Annotated in this window: 18 protein-coding genes; 4 read left to right on the top strand and 14 right to left on the bottom strand. The window is 58.4% G+C overall.

Annotated features, from left to right (window positions below):
- Positions 1–192 precede the first annotated feature (192 nt).
- On the bottom strand, positions 193–585 hold the full coding sequence (gene rpsI / locus JQ848_RS03915; RefSeq protein ID WP_003216038.1) for a 30S ribosomal protein S9: 393 nt from the start codon (positions 583–585) through the stop codon (positions 193–195).
- A 14-nt stretch (positions 586–599) separates the two neighbouring features.
- Complete coding sequence (gene rplM / locus JQ848_RS03910) at positions 600–1,028, bottom strand: 50S ribosomal protein L13 (RefSeq protein WP_003443674.1); 429 nt, start codon at positions 1,026–1,028, stop codon at positions 600–602.
- 246 nt (positions 1,029–1,274) lie between these two features.
- Between rplM and JQ848_RS03905 the strand changes: the two genes are divergently transcribed.
- Complete coding sequence (locus JQ848_RS03905) at positions 1,275–2,315, top strand: NADP(H)-dependent aldo-keto reductase (RefSeq protein WP_003443685.1); 1,041 nt, start codon at positions 1,275–1,277, stop codon at positions 2,313–2,315.
- Positions 2,316–2,522: 207 nt separating this feature from the next.
- Positions 2,523–3,443, top strand: coding sequence for a GlxA family transcriptional regulator (locus JQ848_RS03900; protein WP_177412996.1), 921 nt, complete (start codon positions 2,523–2,525; stop codon positions 3,441–3,443).
- Between the two features lie 100 nt (positions 3,444–3,543).
- On the opposite strand, the gene zapE is transcribed toward JQ848_RS03900, so the two are convergent.
- The 3 genes from zapE to JQ848_RS03885 all read right to left on the bottom strand — a co-directional run bounded on the left by zapE (position 3,544) and on the right by JQ848_RS03885 (position 6,744).
- Positions 3,544–4,638, bottom strand: a complete 1,095-nt coding sequence (zapE, locus tag JQ848_RS03895) for a cell division protein ZapE (protein ID WP_202210281.1) — start codon at positions 4,636–4,638, stop codon at positions 3,544–3,546.
- A 90-nt stretch (positions 4,639–4,728) separates the two neighbouring features.
- Complete coding sequence (locus JQ848_RS03890) at positions 4,729–6,084, bottom strand: tryptophan--tRNA ligase (RefSeq protein ID WP_003443699.1); 1,356 nt, start codon at positions 6,082–6,084, stop codon at positions 4,729–4,731.
- A gap of 24 nt (positions 6,085–6,108) precedes the next feature.
- The gene (locus JQ848_RS03885) at positions 6,109–6,744 is read right to left on the bottom strand and encodes an alpha/beta hydrolase (protein ID WP_003443703.1); all 636 of its coding nucleotides are present in this window, start codon (positions 6,742–6,744) and stop codon (positions 6,109–6,111) included.
- Positions 6,745–6,883: 139 nt separating this feature from the next.
- On the opposite strand from JQ848_RS03885, the gene JQ848_RS03880 reads away from it, so the two are divergent.
- A complete protein-coding gene (locus JQ848_RS03880) occupies positions 6,884–7,318 on the top strand; it encodes a Z-ring associated ZapG family protein (protein WP_003443705.1) in 435 nt (144 codons plus the stop codon).
- A gap of 104 nt (positions 7,319–7,422) precedes the next feature.
- Here JQ848_RS03880 and JQ848_RS03875 read toward each other — a convergent pair whose 3' ends face one another.
- From JQ848_RS03875 to JQ848_RS03835, 9 genes are all read right to left on the bottom strand, one after another.
- Complete coding sequence (locus JQ848_RS03875; RefSeq protein ID WP_003443708.1) at positions 7,423–8,139, bottom strand: YiaD family glycine zipper/OmpA-like lipoprotein; 717 nt, start codon at positions 8,137–8,139, stop codon at positions 7,423–7,425.
- Between the two features lie 179 nt (positions 8,140–8,318).
- The gene (locus JQ848_RS03870; RefSeq protein WP_202210280.1) at positions 8,319–9,227 is read right to left on the bottom strand and encodes a MurR/RpiR family transcriptional regulator; all 909 of its coding nucleotides are present in this window, start codon (positions 9,225–9,227) and stop codon (positions 8,319–8,321) included.
- 113 nt (positions 9,228–9,340) lie between these two features.
- On the bottom strand, positions 9,341–10,105 hold the full coding sequence (locus tag JQ848_RS03865; RefSeq protein WP_003443714.1) for an ABC transporter ATP-binding protein: 765 nt from the start codon (positions 10,103–10,105) through the stop codon (positions 9,341–9,343).
- Positions 10,106–10,122: 17 nt separating this feature from the next.
- Entirely contained in the window at positions 10,123–11,235 is a 1,113-nt protein-coding gene (locus tag JQ848_RS03860; protein WP_202210279.1) for a succinylglutamate desuccinylase/aspartoacylase family protein, read from the bottom strand.
- Positions 11,236–11,245: 10 nt separating this feature from the next.
- Positions 11,246–11,944 carry an ABC transporter permease gene (locus tag JQ848_RS03855; protein WP_003443719.1) on the bottom strand — a complete coding sequence of 233 codons (699 nt, stop codon included), beginning with the start codon at positions 11,942–11,944 and terminating at the stop codon, positions 11,246–11,248.
- A gap of 13 nt (positions 11,945–11,957) precedes the next feature.
- On the bottom strand, positions 11,958–12,647 hold the full coding sequence (locus JQ848_RS03850) for an ABC transporter permease (protein WP_003443721.1): 690 nt from the start codon (positions 12,645–12,647) through the stop codon (positions 11,958–11,960).
- A gap of 90 nt (positions 12,648–12,737) precedes the next feature.
- Complete coding sequence (locus JQ848_RS03845; protein ID WP_003443724.1) at positions 12,738–13,517, bottom strand: ABC transporter substrate-binding protein; 780 nt, start codon at positions 13,515–13,517, stop codon at positions 12,738–12,740.
- 185 nt (positions 13,518–13,702) lie between these two features.
- On the bottom strand, positions 13,703–15,463 hold the full coding sequence (locus JQ848_RS03840; RefSeq protein ID WP_003443726.1) for a DUF1302 domain-containing protein: 1,761 nt from the start codon (positions 15,461–15,463) through the stop codon (positions 13,703–13,705).
- A 179-nt stretch (positions 15,464–15,642) separates the two neighbouring features.
- A complete protein-coding gene (locus tag JQ848_RS03835; protein ID WP_003443728.1) occupies positions 15,643–16,272 on the bottom strand; it encodes a LysE family translocator in 630 nt (209 codons plus the stop codon).
- Between the two features lie 80 nt (positions 16,273–16,352).
- Between JQ848_RS03835 and JQ848_RS03830 the strand changes: the two genes are divergently transcribed.
- Positions 16,353–17,318: a 2-hydroxyacid dehydrogenase gene (locus JQ848_RS03830; protein WP_003443731.1), complete on the top strand. Its 966-nt coding sequence runs from the start codon at positions 16,353–16,355 to the stop codon at positions 17,316–17,318.
- The last annotated feature ends 25 nt before the right edge of the window (positions 17,319–17,343 follow it).

Below are 17,343 nucleotides of genomic sequence, written 5' to 3'. Positions count from 1 at the left end.
AACTTATAAAAATTTTGCAGAATGGTAATGAAAAGCCCCTACTCTGACAAGGTAATTACCGCTCTGGGTCGGCTACAGGCCTTGTAGTATAGGCATTTGCTGAATGTGGCAAGTTGTCACACCAACAATTCATCACCCATAAAAAAAGCCCAGCTCCTAAGGAGACTGGGCTTTTTTGAACGAAGCTGCGAATTAACGCTTCGAGTACTGCGGACGCTTACGCGCTTTACGCAGACCGACTTTCTTACGTTCAACTTCACGAGCATCGCGAGTTACGAAGCCTGCTTTGCGCAGAGCGCCACGCAGAGTTTCGTCGTACTGCATCAGTGCGCGAGTGATACCGTGGCGGATTGCGCCAGCCTGACCACTTACACCACCACCGATCACGGTGACGTAGATATCGAATTTCTCGACAGTCTCAGTCAGTTCCAACGGCTGACGAACTACCATGCGGGCAGTTTCGCGACCGAAGAAATTCTCCAGAGTGCGGTTGTTGATCGAGATGTTACCGGTACCTGGACGCAGGAAAACGCGTGCAGTTGCGGTTTTACGACGGCCAGTGCCGTAGTTTTGAGTCGCCGACATAATGAACTATTCCGTTAAAACTTCAGTTCTTGGGGCTGCTGAGCAGTATGAGGGTGAGCAGCGCCCGCATATACTTTCAGCTTACGGTACATGTCGCGACCCAGCGGGTTTTTAGGCAGCATGCCTTTAACCGCGGTCTCGATCACGCGTTCAGGAGCTTTGGCGATCAGCTTTTCGAAGTTGATCGACTTAATCCCGCCCGGGAAACCGGAGTGAGAGTAGTACATTTTGTCAGTGGTTTTAGCACCAGTGACACGAATCTGCTCGGCATTGATAACAACGATGTAGTCACCGGTGTCAACGTGCGGAGTGTATTCAGGCTTGTGCTTGCCACGCAGACGGCTCGCGATTTCGGTGGCCAGACGACCCAGTGTCTGGCCAGCAGCGTCGACGACAAACCAGTCGCGCGTAACTGTTTCCGGTTTAGCAGTAAAAGTTTTCATTCTTTATAGCCTCAGGGGCCGCCCTGTAAATTAGACGGCGGATCTTACTGAATAGTGCGTACTTTGACAAGTCAAAGGCAGCCGGATACAGACGCTATCGGGGGCTCGGGTCAGCGCGTCCGTTCAACGGCAAGATTCTTCGGCAGGCGGCGCATCACTTCCACCGCAGAAAGAGGTCGGCAATTATCCAGATTGCGAAAAAAAATACAACCTGCTTTTATGATTCTTTACCCGAAGGAGTCACTGATGGACTATCGCCAGCTAGGCCGCACCAATCTGCAAGTCAGCGCCATTGCCCTCGGAACCATGACCTGGGGCGAGCAAAACACCCAGGATGAAGCCTTCGCACAAATCGATTACGCGAAAAACGCCGGGATCAATTTCATCGACACCGCCGAAATGTATCCGGTGCCACCCAAAGCAGAAACCTACGCCAGCACCGAGCGTTACATCGGCAACTGGTTCAAAAGCCGGGGTGATCGGGCCGACTGGATCCTGGCCAGCAAGATCGCCGGCCCCGGCAATGGCATCGACTACATTCGCGACGGCCAGCTCAAACACAACCGCAATCATATCGTCCAGGCACTGGATGCCAGCCTTGAACGCCTGCAAACCGACTGGATCGACCTCTACCAGCTGCACTGGCCAGAGCGCAGTACCAACTTTTTCGGGCAACTGGGCTACAAGCACAACGCCGATGAAGACTTTACCCCCCTCGAAGAAACCCTCGAAGCCCTGGACGAACAAGTCAGGGCCGGCAAAATTCGCCATATCGGCCTGTCCAACGAAACACCCTGGGCCACCATGAAATTCCTGCAACTGGCTGAAAGCCGTGGCTGGCCGCGCGCCGTTTCGATCCAGAACCCCTACAACCTGCTTAACCGCAGTTTTGAAGTCGGCCTGGCTGAAATTGCCATTCGCGAACAATGCGGCCTGCTCGCCTATTCGCCCCTGGCGTTCGGCATGCTCTCTGGCAAGTACAACGGCGGCGCCCAACCTGCAAAAGGCCGCCTGACCCTCTACAGCCGCTTCTCGCGCTATTCAAACCCGCAGGCAGTGGCTGCCAGCGAACGTTACGTGGCCCTGGCTCGCGAACACGGCCTGGACCCGGCGCAAATGGCGCTGGCCTATGTCACGCAACAGCCCTTCGTCACCAGCAACATCATCGGCGCGACGACGATGGAGCAACTTGCCAGCAACATTGGCAGCTTCGACCTGAAACTGTCGGATGAAGTCCTCGCCGGCATTGAAGCCATCCACAGGGACCAGCCGAACCCGGCACCCTAGCTGTCCCGCTTCCGTAGCAGCCTTTGGCTGCTACGGAATTGGCCTCTACCCCTTCCCCCTAGACATACAGGATAAAAAATAAGACGATCCAGCCGTAAGTTGACCAATTTCACCTATAAGAATAATCAAATCATGTCTAACCATCTCTCCACGCCCCTGCGGCGCGTCAGCATTTTGGCCATCGATCGGGTATTTGCCTCGACCCTGATGCAAGCCAAGGATTTCTTTCACCTCGCCAGCCTGCGCCATGGCAAACAACTGGGCCAGGGCCTCAACGCCAGCTTCGAAACCCGACTGGTCAGTCCCGACGGCAAACCTGTCACCAGCTTCAGCGACGTGGTACTGCCGGTCGATGGCGCACTGGAAGACACTGACATCATCATCCTCCCGGCCTTCTGGGACGACTTTGACACCCTGTGCCAACGCTACCCGCAGATCCTGCCCTGGCTACGCGCACAACATGCCCGCGGTGCCGTTCTCTGCGCAGAAGCCAATGGCGCGTTCTGGCTGGCCGAAGCCGGGCTGCTGGACGGCAAGGAAGCCACCACCTACTGGCGTTTTTTCAGCACCTTCGCCGAACGTTTCCCACGGGTGCACCTGAACCAGGACAAACACCTGACCGATGCCGACAACCTCTACTGCACCGGCGGCCCGACCTCAGCCTGCGACCTCTATATTTATCTGATCGAGCGCTTCTGCGGCGCCAACATCGCCCAGGCCGTGGCCCGCGACATCCTTTACGAAGTGCAGCGCAACTACACCCCCGGGCGCATCGGTTTCGGCGGGCAAAAGCTGCATCAGGACGTGATAATCCTGCAAATCCAGCACTGGCTCGAAGAGCATTTTGCGGACAAGTTCCGCTTTGAAGACGTAGCCCGTGAACACGGCATGAGCATCCGCAACTTTATGCGCCGCTTTCAGATGGCAACAGGCGACAAACCCTTGCACTACCTGCAACGCCTGCGCATAGAGACCGCCAAGGGCCTGCTCTCGGCCTCCCGCAAGAGCATCAAGACCATCAGCTACGACGTGGGCTACGACGACGCCAGCTTCTTTGCACGGCTGTTCAGGCAGCACACCGAACTGTCGCCCAATCAATACCGCCAGCAGTTCCAGCAGGCCGCCTGACCTTCAACCAGGCGCTCTGTGGCAGCGAGTCCGACTCCTGCATGGATCGCGAGATATAAAAAAGGCCTGCAATGCAGGCCTTTTTTGATACAGCGCTCGACTATGGCTTGTGCGCCCGCGTCAGGTATTCATGGGACTGCATCTCAAGCAGGCGGCTCAGGGTGCGCTGGAACTCGAAGTTCAGGCGCCCGCCCTTGTACAGATCTTTAAGCTCGACTTCAGCCGAGATGATCATCTTTACGCCCCGGTCATAGAACTCATCGACCATGTTGATAAAGCGTCGCGCGATGTCGTCAGTCTTGACGTCCATCTGCTCCACACCGCTGATGATCACCGCATTGAAAATCTTGCCCAGTTCGATGTAATCGTTCTGGCTACGCGGGCCATCGCACAGCTCGCGGAAATCAAACCAGGCCACATCATCACAGGTACGCAGCGCGCGAATGGTCCGGTTCTCGATCACCAGATCGTCATTCTCGATCACCTTGGAAGAGTTATGCGTCAACGCTTTAAAACTCTCGCGCAAGCACTTCTCGGAAGCCTCATCCAGCGGGAAATGGTAAAGCTCGGCCTGCTCCAGGTGGCGCAGACGATAATCGACGCCGCTGTCGACGTTGACGATATCGGTGTTCTGCTTGATCAGCGCAATCGCCGGCAGGAAGCGCGCCCGCTGCAGACCGTCCTTGTACAGACCGTCCGGCACGATGTTCGAGGTCGCGACCAGGGTCACGCCATTTTTGAACAACTCTTCCATCAGGGTGCCGAGGATCATGGCATCGGTAATGTCCGATACAAAAAACTCGTCAAAGCAGATCACCCGCGCTTCATCGGCGAACCGCCTGGCGATGATGGTCAGCGGGTTCTTTTCACCATTGAGGGTGCGCATTTCTTCATGCACACGCTTCATGAAACGGTGAAAGTGGGTACGCACCTTCTGTTTGAACGGCAGCGCATCAAAGAACGTATCGACCAGGTAAGTTTTACCCCGGCCCACACCACCCCAGAAATACAGCCCCTTGACCGGAGCCTGTTCTTTTTTGCCGAACAGCTTGCCGAACAGGCCTGGCTTGCTCTGCGAAGAGGCAACCAGGTCGTCATACAGACGCTGCAGATGGCGCACAGCGTTTTCCTGCGCGGCATCGTGGAAGAAGTCCGGGCGTTTCAGATCAGCTTGATATCGTTCTAGAGGCGTCATAATTCGTTAGCAAGGCAACAAAAACGGGCCGCCACTGTAGCGACGGCCCTTGGGAATGGCAATCAACCCTGAGTCGAAACGCCGCACTTTTTAATCCTGCGCAGGCACCAGCGCCACACGCAAGGCTTCGATTGCCGCGTCACGGGTCGCACTATCGGCGAATGCCGGGCTGTCGGCGACGCACCCGTCATCCACCCAGACGCTGAAGCTCAGGTCCTGAGGACGAATATCAAGCACGCCCCCCGCCTGCAGCTGTTTGCTCACCTGACCTGCGGTTTTGCCATCCGCAAAGTTGCGCGACAACAGCAGTTGCTCGCCATCGGCTGCCAGCAGGCGGAAACGGAAGCTGCCGTCTTCATCGCGGAAGCTGACGAAGCGCGGGCCCTTGGTGGCTTTCTTCTTGCTGGTCGTGGCCGTCTGGGCAGCGCCGACAAACGAGCGCAGGCCAACCGCTTCACGCAACTGCGCCAGAAACGGGGTCGCGGTTTTGCGGGCTTTCTGGGCTCCGGCCAGAAGGATGTCTTCCATATCGGACGGGCGCGACATCAGTTCGTGATAACGCTCGCGGGACTCGCCCAGGTCGGCGTCCAGCAGCTTGAACAGACGCTCTTTGGCTTCGCCCCAGCCCAGGCCCTGCAACAACTCGCCACGGAACTCTGCGCACTGCTCAGGCGTAGAGAAGGCTTGATACAGAGTGAACAGGTGCGAATTGTCCGGGTCCTTGGCTTCGCCCGGCGCACGGGAGTCGGTGACGATCCGCGAAATCGCGCTTTTCATGTCTTTGGCGCTACTAAACAACGGAATGGTGTTGTCATAGCTTTTCGACATCTTGCGCCCGTCAAGACCCGGCAAGGTGGCAACGCTTTCTTCAATTATCGCTTCCGGCATGGCGAAAAAATCTTTGCCATGGCCGAACAGGTGATTGAAGCGCTGGCCAATATCACGGGCCATTTCAACGTGCTGGATCTGGTCGCGACCGACCGGCACCTTGTTGGCGTTGAACATCAGGATGTCTGCAGCCATCAGCACCGGGTAGCTGAACAGCCCCATGGTGATGCCCGCATCCGGGTCCTCGCCGTTTTCCAGGTTCTTGTCGACCGAAGCCTTGTAAGCGTGAGCACGGTTGAGCAAGCCCTTGGACGCTACGCAGGTCAGCAACCAGGTCAGCTCCGGGATTTCCGGGATATCTGACTGGCGATAGAAGGTCACACGCTCGACATCCAGCCCTGCCGCCAGCCAGGTCGCAGCGATTTCCTGACGCGAGCGCTGAATGCGCTGCGGGTCATCGCATTTGATCAGGGCATGGTAGTCAGCCAGGAAGTAAAACGAGTCGGCATTACTGTCCAGGCTGGCCACGATTGCAGGGCGAATAGCCCCGGCATAGTTGCCCAGGTGCGGCGTGCCGGTGGTGGTGATACCGGTGAGAATACGGGTACGAGTGGTCATGGGTAATCGCTTATCAGGCTGCAATCAATTCGAAAGGCGTGGCGCTACCAACTCTTTGAGCTCAGGCAGCTTGCCGTGAAAAAAGTGCCCGCATTCTGCCACTTTAAGCAGCTCATGGGGGCGTGACAGCGCGTTTGACCAGTCATAGACCAGTTGCGGGTCGATCACTTCATCGGTTTCGGGCTGAATTACGGTCACCGCACAGGCTTGGGGCAAATCGTCTTCGGCGCGCAAACGCATCACCGCCGGGGCCACCATGAACAGGCGCGACAGTTTCTCGCCCCGGGCTTCAAGGCGACCGCCCAGGCTGGCTGCCACAAAACCGCCAAACGAAAAACCGAGCAAGGTGATCGGCAGTTCCGGGTGCCGGGCGCGCAACCAGAGGGCAGCCGCCAGCGCATCGTCGACTTCGCCGCTGCCCATGTCATGGCTGCCTTCGCTGGCTCCCGTACCGCGATAATTAAATCGCAATGTAATCAGGCCAGCATCACGGGCGGTACGTTGCAGGGTCGAAACCACTTTATTCATCATCGTCCCCCCCTGAACCGGGTTGGGGTGACACAGTAGCGCCAGGCCTTTTGGCTCAGGCAAATCGAGGTACAAGGCTTCCAGTTGGCCCACAGGGCCATCAATTACTACAGGGGTTTCGCGGGTAAGCAAGAAGGAACTCCGTGACCTCAAACTGGGTCGACTCGTCTAGCTGATAGATTCTGTCTGGCATATTTGCGAGTGCATCGCGGTATACAGCGCAGGTCCGAGCCGTTAACGTAAAGCAAAGCCGTTTATAGAGGAAGGACTCGTGGAACACTCGCTCTTGATTTGGTTATTGCCGACTCTAGCCCTGGTTGCAGGTGTCGCCATTGGTTTTCTGATCGCGCGTCTGCTGCCTAATGCCGCGCCTAACAGCACGCAGCGTCAGCTGGACGACATTCAGAAACGTTTTGACAGTTATCAAAGTGAAGTGGTTACCCACTTCAACAGCACCGCCAATCTGGTGAAAAAACTCACTCAGAGCTACCAGGACGTACAAGACCACCTCGCCGAGGGCGCCAACCGTTTGGCCCTGGACGAGCAAACTCGCCAACGTCTGCTGGCCGCTCTGCACTCTGATGTCCCTCAACCGCATCGCGAGCGCATCACCCCGCCGCACAGCACTGAGCCACCATTGGACTACGCGCCAAAAACCCCGAACGCCCCCGGCATGCTCGATGAGCATTACGGCCTGAAGAAGTAATTCATCCGGTAAAGCGCTCAACAAAAAGCCCCGTGATCGGTAAGGATCACGGGGCTTTTTTTATGCTGCCAGCAAATGCCTGCGGCACCTGCAAGACCTGGGTCTTACGGGTACTGCTGAACTTGCCCCTGCTGCTGGTAGTTCACGCCCGGAATCGGTGCCAGGGTGATCTGCACGCGGCGGTTCTGAGCACGGCCATCAGGCGTGGCGTTACTGGCAATCGGGTCGGCCGGGCCTTTACCGCTGACCGACAGGTACTGACCACTGACACCCTGGGACGTCAGATAGGTCGCCACGCTTTGCGCACGCTGCTGGGACAACTGCATGTTGTAGTTGTAGTTCCCGGTGCTGTCCGTATAGCCGACGATCTGAATCAGGTTCTGGTTGTTGAACTGCTTCAGCGAGTTCGCCAGGTTGTTCAACGGCTGATAGAAGCTGGGAGCAATGTTCGCCGAGCTGGTGGCAAACGTAATGTTGCCCGGCATCACCAGGGTGATGTTGTCGCCCTGACGCTGAACTTCAATCCCGGTGTTGGCCGTACTCGCGCGCAACGCAGCTTCCTGCTTGTCTGCGTAGTAGCCGTAACCTGCGGCCCCCAGACCTGCCACTGCGGCACCGATCAATGCACCCTTGCCACGGTTGTTATGGTCGATGGCAGCACCGGCAACGGCACCGGCCAACGCCCCAAGACCACCATAGGTGGCGGTTTTGCTCATGCCCGAAGAGGCCTGGCCTTGATTGTCATATGGGTTGGGCGAGGCGCAGCCTGCCAGCAAGGCGATAGCACTTGCGGCAATAATCAAACGACGCGAGGTGAACATGGTGAAGCTCCTGTCAGTCTTTCTGGAGGCAAAGGTCGTTGGCATTAGACCTCTGTGGGCGTTGGAACGCGACCAGCGGTAAAAATTCCTCAGGCCGCCAATATTCGTGTTCCATAAACGATAGTCGTCCGATCGCCTGCCCACAAATAGATATGCCCCGCCCGCACCGGCATCGCTGATTACTTTTTAGTCAATTTACTGCCCACAGGAATATGCAGGTAAGACATGACGCTCTCTGTCAGTTCTGTCGCCAGTTTGACCGCCTCCTTGTTCCGCGCCATGACGCCCGCCACCAGTCCTTCGATCAAGGCAAGTACTGCGATGCTGGAACTGGTCAGCACTGGATGGTCGGCCGGGGCAAACAGCACATGCCGGGCAATGCTGCTCAGAGGCGAGGCAGGTGAGTCGGTAATGGCCAGCACCGTGGCACCGCGCTCGCTGGCGAAGCGGGAAAGTTGCAGGGTGTCGATGGAATACCGCGGCAGAGAGATCGCCAGTAAAACGTCCTGATCAGTGATCGCAGCCAGTCGATAGGCGGCGTTTTCGTTACCGCCTTCCATGCTGATAGCCGTGGCATCGGCACAAAACGGAATCAGGGTCGAGGCCGCCAGGCCCGCGAAATAGACACTGTTACCGAAGCCCAGGATGTAAATCTTGCGCGCCTTGACCAGATGATTCACAAAAGCTTCAAAGGTGTCCGGATGATTGCTGGTCACGGCCGTGGCCAGGTTGCTGCTGGCACTTTGAATTTGTTCATGCAGGCCAAACGCCCCGTCCGGACGATGGGCCAGTTCGTTACGCAGCTTGTCCACCGGTGACACCACTTGTTGCAGTGTTGCCACCAGCTCGGCCTTCATGCCGCTGTACCCGCCCAGATTCAGGGCTTTGGCCAGGCGATTGACCGCCGCTGGCGAGGTGCTGGTCTCGTGGGCCATTTCCTCAATCGTCAGGGTCGCGGCACGCAGCGGATGACGCAGGATAAAATCGGCGACCTTGCGCAATGAAGGCTGCAACTCGGGCACGATCTCTGCCAGCTTGCGCATGACCGCGGCGGCATAAATCGTGGTGTCTTTGGATGGGCTTGGCATATCCGGCTCAACATTCCCTGTGGATAAAAAAGGGGCGGCGCCCAAAGCCGGTCCGTGCAGTAGACACTGCGTCGGCTTGTGACGCCCCGAAGTGTATCCGAAGCGGTCGCCGGCTATTTCAAACTGCCGCAAAGAAACTGCTGCAGGCGTTCAGACTGAGGATTGGCCAGCACCTTGCGCGGGTCGCCACGCTCTTCAACCACACCCTGATGAAGGAACACAAGCTGGTTGGAAACCTCACGGGCAAAGCCCATTTCGTGAGTGACCACCACCATGGTCCGCCCCTCCTGCGCCAGATCCTGCATCACTTTGAGCACGTCCCCCACCAACTCAGGATCCAGGGCCGAAGTCGGCTCGTCGAACAGCATCACTTCCGGCTCCATGGCCAGGGCCCGGGCAATCGCCACACGCTGCTGTTCACCGCCGGACATATGGGCCGGCCAGGCGCGCATGCGGTGCGCCACGCCGACCTTGTTCAAGTAATGCTCGGCCCTGTCCCGCGCTTCGCCCTTGCCCATGCCGAGCACGTGCACCGGGGCCTCCATGACGTTTTCCAGAGCATTCATGTGCGACCACAGATTGAAATGTTGAAACACCATCGACAGTCGCGACCGCATGCGCTGCAACTGTTTCGGATCTGCCGCCTCAAGCCCTCCCCGCCTGCTACTGATCAGTTTGAGCGGTTCGCCGTCGAGCACGATACTGCCGCCGCTGGGTTGCTCCAGCAGGTTGATGCACCGCAAGAACGTACTTTTCCCGGAACCACTGGAACCGATGATACTGGTCACATCCCCGGCCTTCGCCTGCAACGAAACGCCCTTGAGCACTTCATGGGAGCCGTAGCTTTTGTGCAAATCCTGAACTTCAAGTTTGTACATGACATCCACTCTCGGGATCAGTCGCTAAGCAAGCGACCTTGGCGAATAAGGGTATTGCCGGCAACTTTGGCCAGCCACAAACCGGGCTGGGCAAAGCGCAGGCGTTCACGGGCATAGAGGATGCCGTCGGTACTGGCGCGCACCACACTGTGGCGATCAGTCAGCGGGTCCATCACTTCAAACAGCGGATCGCCCGCTTTGACCCGCGCCCCCAGCGGCTGGACAAAGCTCACAACCCCCGGATGCGGTGCATAGGCGTACTGGGCACCCGCAAACGGCATGGCCTCACAGCTGTGAACCGGGGCGTCCGGCCAAGCACCGCTGATCAGCCCTTGCTCGGCGAGATAACCGAGAATCGCCTCCGCACTCTCCACGCATGGCCCCGACTCGGTATCCGCCATGCCCCGCAGTTCAATGGTGGTGGCGATACAGCCCAGGGCAATCTCAGCCTCGGGAAAGCGCTCGGCCAGGTGCAACCAGGGCAGCGCACAGGCCTCATCAAACGCACTGCCCCCCGCATCCTCTGCCAACAGGGCCACCCCGGCGCGCAAACGCGCGGCCAGCGAGCGCAAGCGCGGCCAGTTTTGCGGCAAGGCGTACAGCAGCATGATCGACTCGAAATCACAGTGCAGATCCAGTACCACATCGGCGTCACAGGCATGGCGCAGCAACAGGCAACGCAAGCCATCGAGCTCAGAGGCCGGGGCTGGCTGCTCACTCAGCACATCGAGCATGGCCCGGCGGATGAGCAGTGTGTTGGCCTCGGCATCGCCACCCAACTGGCCGGCTACCCGCGCAGCCACGCCGTCTGCCAGCACTGGGAAGTCACGATTGAAATTCTTGCCGCTGGAAAACTCAAAGCGCCCCTGGTGGGTCGCCTGAAACATCTGGGCAATGCCGATGGGGTTGGCCATCGGCACCAGCTCGATCACCCCGTTCAACCGGCCTTGCCCCTCAAGCTCCAGCAGGCGACGCTTGAGCTCCACCGCAACGCGCATCCCCGGCAGCTCGTCCGCGTGCAGCGAGGCCTGGATGTAGGCCTTGCGCGTGCCCTGGCCAAAACGAAACAGGGACAGGTGGCGCTCAGTGCCCGAGGCGCTCCACGGCAACAGGTATTTAATGTGTTCCATAACACGCCCCTCAGTATTTGCGCGGTGCCAGATACGCCAGCCAGCGGCGCTCGGCCAGCTTGAACAGACGGGTCAAAATAAAGGTCAGCACCAGATAGAAAACCGCCGCGGTAATGAACGCTTCAAACGGCAGGTAATAACGTGCACTGACCGTTCGGGCGGCCCCGGTGATATCGACGAGGGTGACAATCGACGCCAGGCTCGTGGTCTGCATCATCATCAGCACTTCGTTGCTGTACTGCGGCAACACCCGGCGCAGGGCCGAAGGCAGGAGGATCCGCCGATACAAAGTCACTCGCGACATGCCCATGGCTTTGGCCGCTTCGATCTCGCCATAGGGGATGGACTTCAGACTGCCCGCCAGCAGTTCCGCGCTGTAGGCACTGGTATTGATCGCAAACGCCATGCACGCACAAAAGGTGGCGCTGGACAGGTATGGCCAAAACACGCTCTGGCGCACGGCTTCAAACTGCGCCAGCCCGAAATAGATCAGAAACAGCTGCACCAGCATCGGCGTGCCACGAATGACATAGGTGTAGAGCCAGGCCGGAAAGTTGATCAAAGGCGATCGCGAGACTCGCATCAGCGCCAGCGGAATCGCCAGCACCAGGCCAAAGAACAGGGAAATCAGCAGTACCTTGAGGGTAATCAACGCGCCACCGAAATACAGCGGCAGGTTTTCCCAGATCAGGTTGTAATCAAGAATCATAAGGTGCTCCCAATCACAACTCAGCGGCTTTTATGCCGACCGAGTAGTGTCGTCCCAGAAAGCGCAGCACCAGCAATGACACGCTGGTCAGCATCAGATACAGCCCCGCCACGGCGAGAAAAAACGTAAAGGGTTCATGGGTCGCATCTGCTGCGCTTTTGGCTTTGAACATCATGTCCTGCAAGCCAATGACCGAGATCAGCGCAGTGGACTTGGTCAGCACCAGCCAGTTATTGGTGAACCCCGGCAGTGCGAAACGGACCATCTGCGGTACCAGAATTCGCCAGAACACCTGGGCGCTGCCCATGCCATACGCCAGCCCCGCCTCGATCTGGCCTTTGGGGATGGCCATAAATGCACCGCGAAAGGTTTCCGAGAGATAGGCACCAAAGATGAAGCCCATGGTGCAGACCCCCGCGACAAAGGGGTTGATATCGATATAGTCCGTGGAGCCCAGGGCCATAGCGATGCGGTTCACCAGATCCTGACCGCCATAGAAAATCAGCAGAATCAGTACCAGATCCGGAATACCGCGAATCAGGGTGGTATAGACCTCTCCCAGCCGTGCCAGCCACTTGATCGGTGACAAGCGCAGCGTCGCGCCAATCAGTCCCAGGACAATGGCCAGGGCCATGGCGGTCAGAGCCAGATTTACGGTCAGCCAGGCACCCTCGAGAATGCTCGATCCGTAGCCGTGGAGCATGATGCAGTTCCTCAAGCGAGCGCCAAAAAACGCGCGAGACAAGCCCCGGCGACTCCCACCGGGGGAGCCGCATCAGGGATACGGGTTGACTTACCTTTGACCGTAGATGTCGTACGTGAAGTACTTGGTCATCACTTGTTCGTACTTGCCGTTGGCGCGGATTGCATCAATGGCGGCATTCAGGCGTTCGGCGTTGGCCGTGTCGCCTTTACGCACAGCGATGCCTGCGCCCCGGCCGAAGAAGGCAGGGTCGTTGATATCCGGTCCGACCAGGGCGTATCCCTGGCCCAGCGGGGTTTTGATAAAGCTTTCATCGGTGTAGATGATGTCGGCGAGCGTGGCATCCAGACGGCCCGAGACCAGATCGAGGAAGGCTTCACTCTGGGTCGAGTAGCGCACCACCACGACCCCGGCCGTCTCAAGCTTTTGGGTGGCAAAGCGGTCATAGGTCGAAGAGCGCTGCACCCCGACACGTTTGCCCTTGAGATCCACCAGCGGATCGTTGATCACAGTGCCCGCCTTCATCGCGAACTTGCCGGGGGTGTGGTAGTACTTTTTGCTGAAATCGACGGACTTGAGCCGGTCTTCGGTAATCGACATGGAAGACAGCACCGCATCAACCTTGCGCACTTTGAGCGAAGGAATCATGCCGTCGAACTCCTGGACCACCCAGGTGCATTTGATTTTCATCTCCTCGCACAGCGCGTTGCCAATGTCGTAGTCAAAACCGCTGATCTCACCTTCAGGGGTTTTCATCGAAAACGGCGGGTAGGCCGCTTCGATACCAATACGCAGAGGCGCGTCATCGGCGCGGGCCACAAAGCTGAAAGCGCACAGGGCCAGTGCACCTAGAAGTACTGTCTTGTTCAAATTATTGACTCCTGAAGGGCGTTCGGGGGTGAAGAAACACTTGCCATCCAAGCTGGCGCGCAGGATCAGTCCGTCGACTGTGTGCGGCTATAGATGACACGTATTATTTCAGAAATCAACAAAGTGAAAATATTTATATCAAAAAGCGCCAGCCACCCCCTTCTCCACGGGCTCTGAGCTGCGGCTTAAAACTTTACCCCCACCGTCAGCGTCATAAAGTCCCGGTCGCTGACCGTGCTGTAACGCCCACCAAAGAAATTGGTGTATGAAAGGCTGCTGGTGTAGGTGTTCTGGTACTCGGCATCAATGCCCATGCTCACTGCCTTGCGCCCTTCGGCAAAGGTATTGTCGGGGCCCGGCGAATAGCCGCTGACATCGTGGGACCAGGCCAGATTCGGCTTCAGGTTGAGGCTGTTAAACACGTTGTTGTAGGCCCACACGGCACGTGCGCGATAGCCCCATGAATTAGCCGTGGTGAAGCCGTCGTTGCCGTCGCTACCAAATACCGGATCACGCCCGTAGCGCAAACTGCCGCCGAGACCGGCCACGTGGCTCACGCCAACCTCACCGATCAAGGTCAGCCGGTCAGCTCCCATGGCATTGTCGAAGACATGGGTCAGAGAGGTCTGAAACTGAGTGATCTCCTTACGCCGATAGCCCTGGGAATCGGCACCCGGAGTAACGCTCAGCGGCGATGCAGCGGCCAGTCCCGGCAACAGGGTCACATTGGCGTACAGCAGATCATTGCTGTTGAGCTGTACCGGCGCATTGGGCCGATAACTCAGCTCACCTTTCCATGCCGAGCCTGTGGACAAGGTGGTGGCGAAGCTCAGGCCGTACAGGCGGATATCCTCGGGATACTCGACGTAGTAACTGGAGTTACCGGCGACGATCATCGGCGCCAGAGCGCCTGCAGCCGAGGCCGAGTCGTAGGCCGACTGCGATGCCGCACGCCCGCTGAGGATCGGATCGCGGCTGTGGTAGTTCATGAAGTAGGCGCCGAAATCGGTGTCCAGCGGCTCGAACACGTAGTGCATGGCCACGCCGAACTGCCCGCTGTTGCGCGCATCGCGATCAGCACCACGACGCACCAGCACGCCCTCGCCGTTCACATCGACACCCGCCGACGTCAGGGCTGAAAGGTCCGCCACATTCAGTGCCGAACGCTTGCTCATCACTCGATAATTGCCGTCACAACCGTCGGCGGTTACATCGGACTGGGAGAAAAATGTTCCGCAGTTATCGGTTTCTGACTGCTCCCAGTCCAGTTGATAAAAGGCTTGGGCCGAGAGGTTGTCGGTGAGGTTTTGCGAAATGTAGAACAGGTTGACCGGCACCAGTCCGTCTTTGTACTCAGTGCCCGGTCGCCGATACGCCGCGACATCTGTCGGGTTGATGGCATTGATCCCGCCACCGATAAAGCTGCTCTCACCCCAGTTGACCACCTGTTTGCCCAGGCGCACGGCCCCGGGCTGATCGGCAATGGCGTAGTTGTGATAGGCGTAGGCATCCAGCCACTGGGCTCCGGCAGACTGGGCCGAGGCTTTGCGCCCACTGTCGCTGACTGGTTTGAAGGGACGACTGTCATCCTGCAGTTCAAAGTCGTACCAATACTTGCCCCGGACATACACACCGCTGTCGCCGTACTTGAGTTCCAGCCCGTGGATGCCGGTAAAAATTTTGGAGAAGGTTTCGCCGCGCTTGAAGTTGAGGCGGCCATCATCCGAGATTTGCGATTGCCCCTTGCCGCCGTTGTTGGCGCCGATCAGCTTGCGATCGGCCTTGGCCGTGGACCAGCTGGCGCCAATGGACAGTTCGGAATCGATCTGGCCTTCGATCTCGCCTATGTTAAAGCTCACGCCCCAGGCGGGCCCGGCGAGCGTCGAGACAAGGCTGACTGCCAGTGGCAGTTTGACCTGGCGCCAGAACCGGTTGACTGAGGACATCGATACTTCTCCGAGGGCACGCACAATGAGCCGCAAGGATGAAGGAAAACCAGAAATTGACAAGATCGCCGGTGGCGCAACGCCAAACCTGTGGCCAACTGGCTGGCTAGCGTTGCGGGCAAGCCAGCCCCTGCAGCATTCCCGCTAGCCGGGGTGGGCCCATGGAGCGATACGAAAAATCAATTCATCTCAGTGAACGCAAGCTTCACACCCAGGGCGACCAGCACCGCGCCCATGGTGCGATCAAACCAGTGGCCCATGCGCGCAAAGCCGGTGCGCACGCGCTGATGGCTGAACAACATCGCAACCATGCAAAACCACAGTCCGGTCGCGACCGCCAGGTACACGCCATACCCGGCCTGAATGGACAGTGGCGTATGCGGATTGATGACCACGGTAAACAACGACAGGAAAAACAGCGTGGCTTTAGGGTTCAGGCCATTGGTTACAAAGCCCGAAGTGAAGGCTCCGCGCGCAGTGCGCTCGCCAACCGGCAAAGAAGCAGCCACGGCTGCCGGATCAGCAGGCCTGGCGCGCAACGCCTTGATCCCGATGTACAGCAGGTAGGCAGCTGCCAGCCATTTGAGAGCGTTAAACAACACAATCGACTGCGAGACAATGATCCCGATCCCCAGCAGCGAATAGCCGACATGGACGAAAATTGCCGTGCCCACACCGAAGGCGGTAAACATCCCGGCGCGACGGCCGTGAGTCACGCTTTCACGCACCACCACAGCAAAGTCGGGCCCGGGGCTGGCCACGGCCAGCAAGTGAATCAGGGCAACGGTCAAAAATTCTGTCCAGTACATGCACGGCTCCATTACAAATTGTTTCTTCTGTTAGGCTCGCCACATTACGCCTTCACTCGACAGCACAAAAGGTACAGTTGATGACGAACACTCAGCGCGCAGTATTCCTGGATCACACCTCACTGGATCTGGGCGACCTCGACCTTGCCCCTCTGCGCCAGTGTTTCAGCGAGTTGCAGCTGTGGTCGGACACCGACGCCGATAACCTGATCGAACGTCTGCAAGGCGCCAGCGTGGCCATCAGCAATAAAATCCAGCTCAATGCCCGAACCCTCGCGGCCTGCCCCGAGCTGAAGCTGATTCTGGTGGCGGCCACCGGCACCAATAACGTTGACCTTGAAGCCGCACGCGCACGCGGCATTACCGTCGCCAACTGCCAGGGCTACGGCACCCCCTCGGTGGCCCAGCACACTCTGGGGCTGTTGCTGGCACTGGCCACCCGCCTTGTCGACTACAACAAAGCCGTGACTGCGGGCCAGTGGCAACAGGCCAGGCAGTTCTGCTTGCTGGACTTCCCGATTGTCGAACTCGAAGGCAAGACCCTGGGCCTGTTCGGTCACGGTGAACTGGGCAGCGCCGTGGCCCGGCTGGCCGAAGCCTTTGGCATGCGCGTCTTGCTGGGCCAGATCCCCGGCCGTCCGGCCCGAGCCGACCGGCTGCCACTGGATGAGTTGCTGCCACAGGTCGACGCCCTGACCTTTCACTGCCCGCTCAATGAACACACTCGCAATTTTATCGGCGCCCGTGAACTGGCACTGCTCAAGCCGGGGGCCTTTGTGGTCAACACTGCCCGCGGCGGCATGATTGATGAACTGGCCCTGGCCAATGCGCTGCGCAGCGGCCATCTGGGCGGCGCGGCCACCGACGTACTGAGCGTCGAACCGCCGCGCGACGGCAACCCGCTGCTGGCCCATGACATCCCGCGCCTGATCATTACTCCGCACAGCGCCTGGGGCAGTCGTGAAGCGCGCCAGCGGATCGTCGGCCAACTGACGCAAAACGCCGAAGCATTCTTTAACGGTACAGCGCTGCGGGTCGTCAGTTGATAGACTGCGGCCCTTTTTGAGGAGC

The organism is Pseudomonas paraversuta (assembly GCF_904067025.1).
Lineage (GTDB): Bacteria > Pseudomonadota > Gammaproteobacteria > Pseudomonadales > Pseudomonadaceae > Aquipseudomonas > Aquipseudomonas paraversuta.
This window is presented reverse-complemented; position numbering and strand designations above follow the sequence as displayed.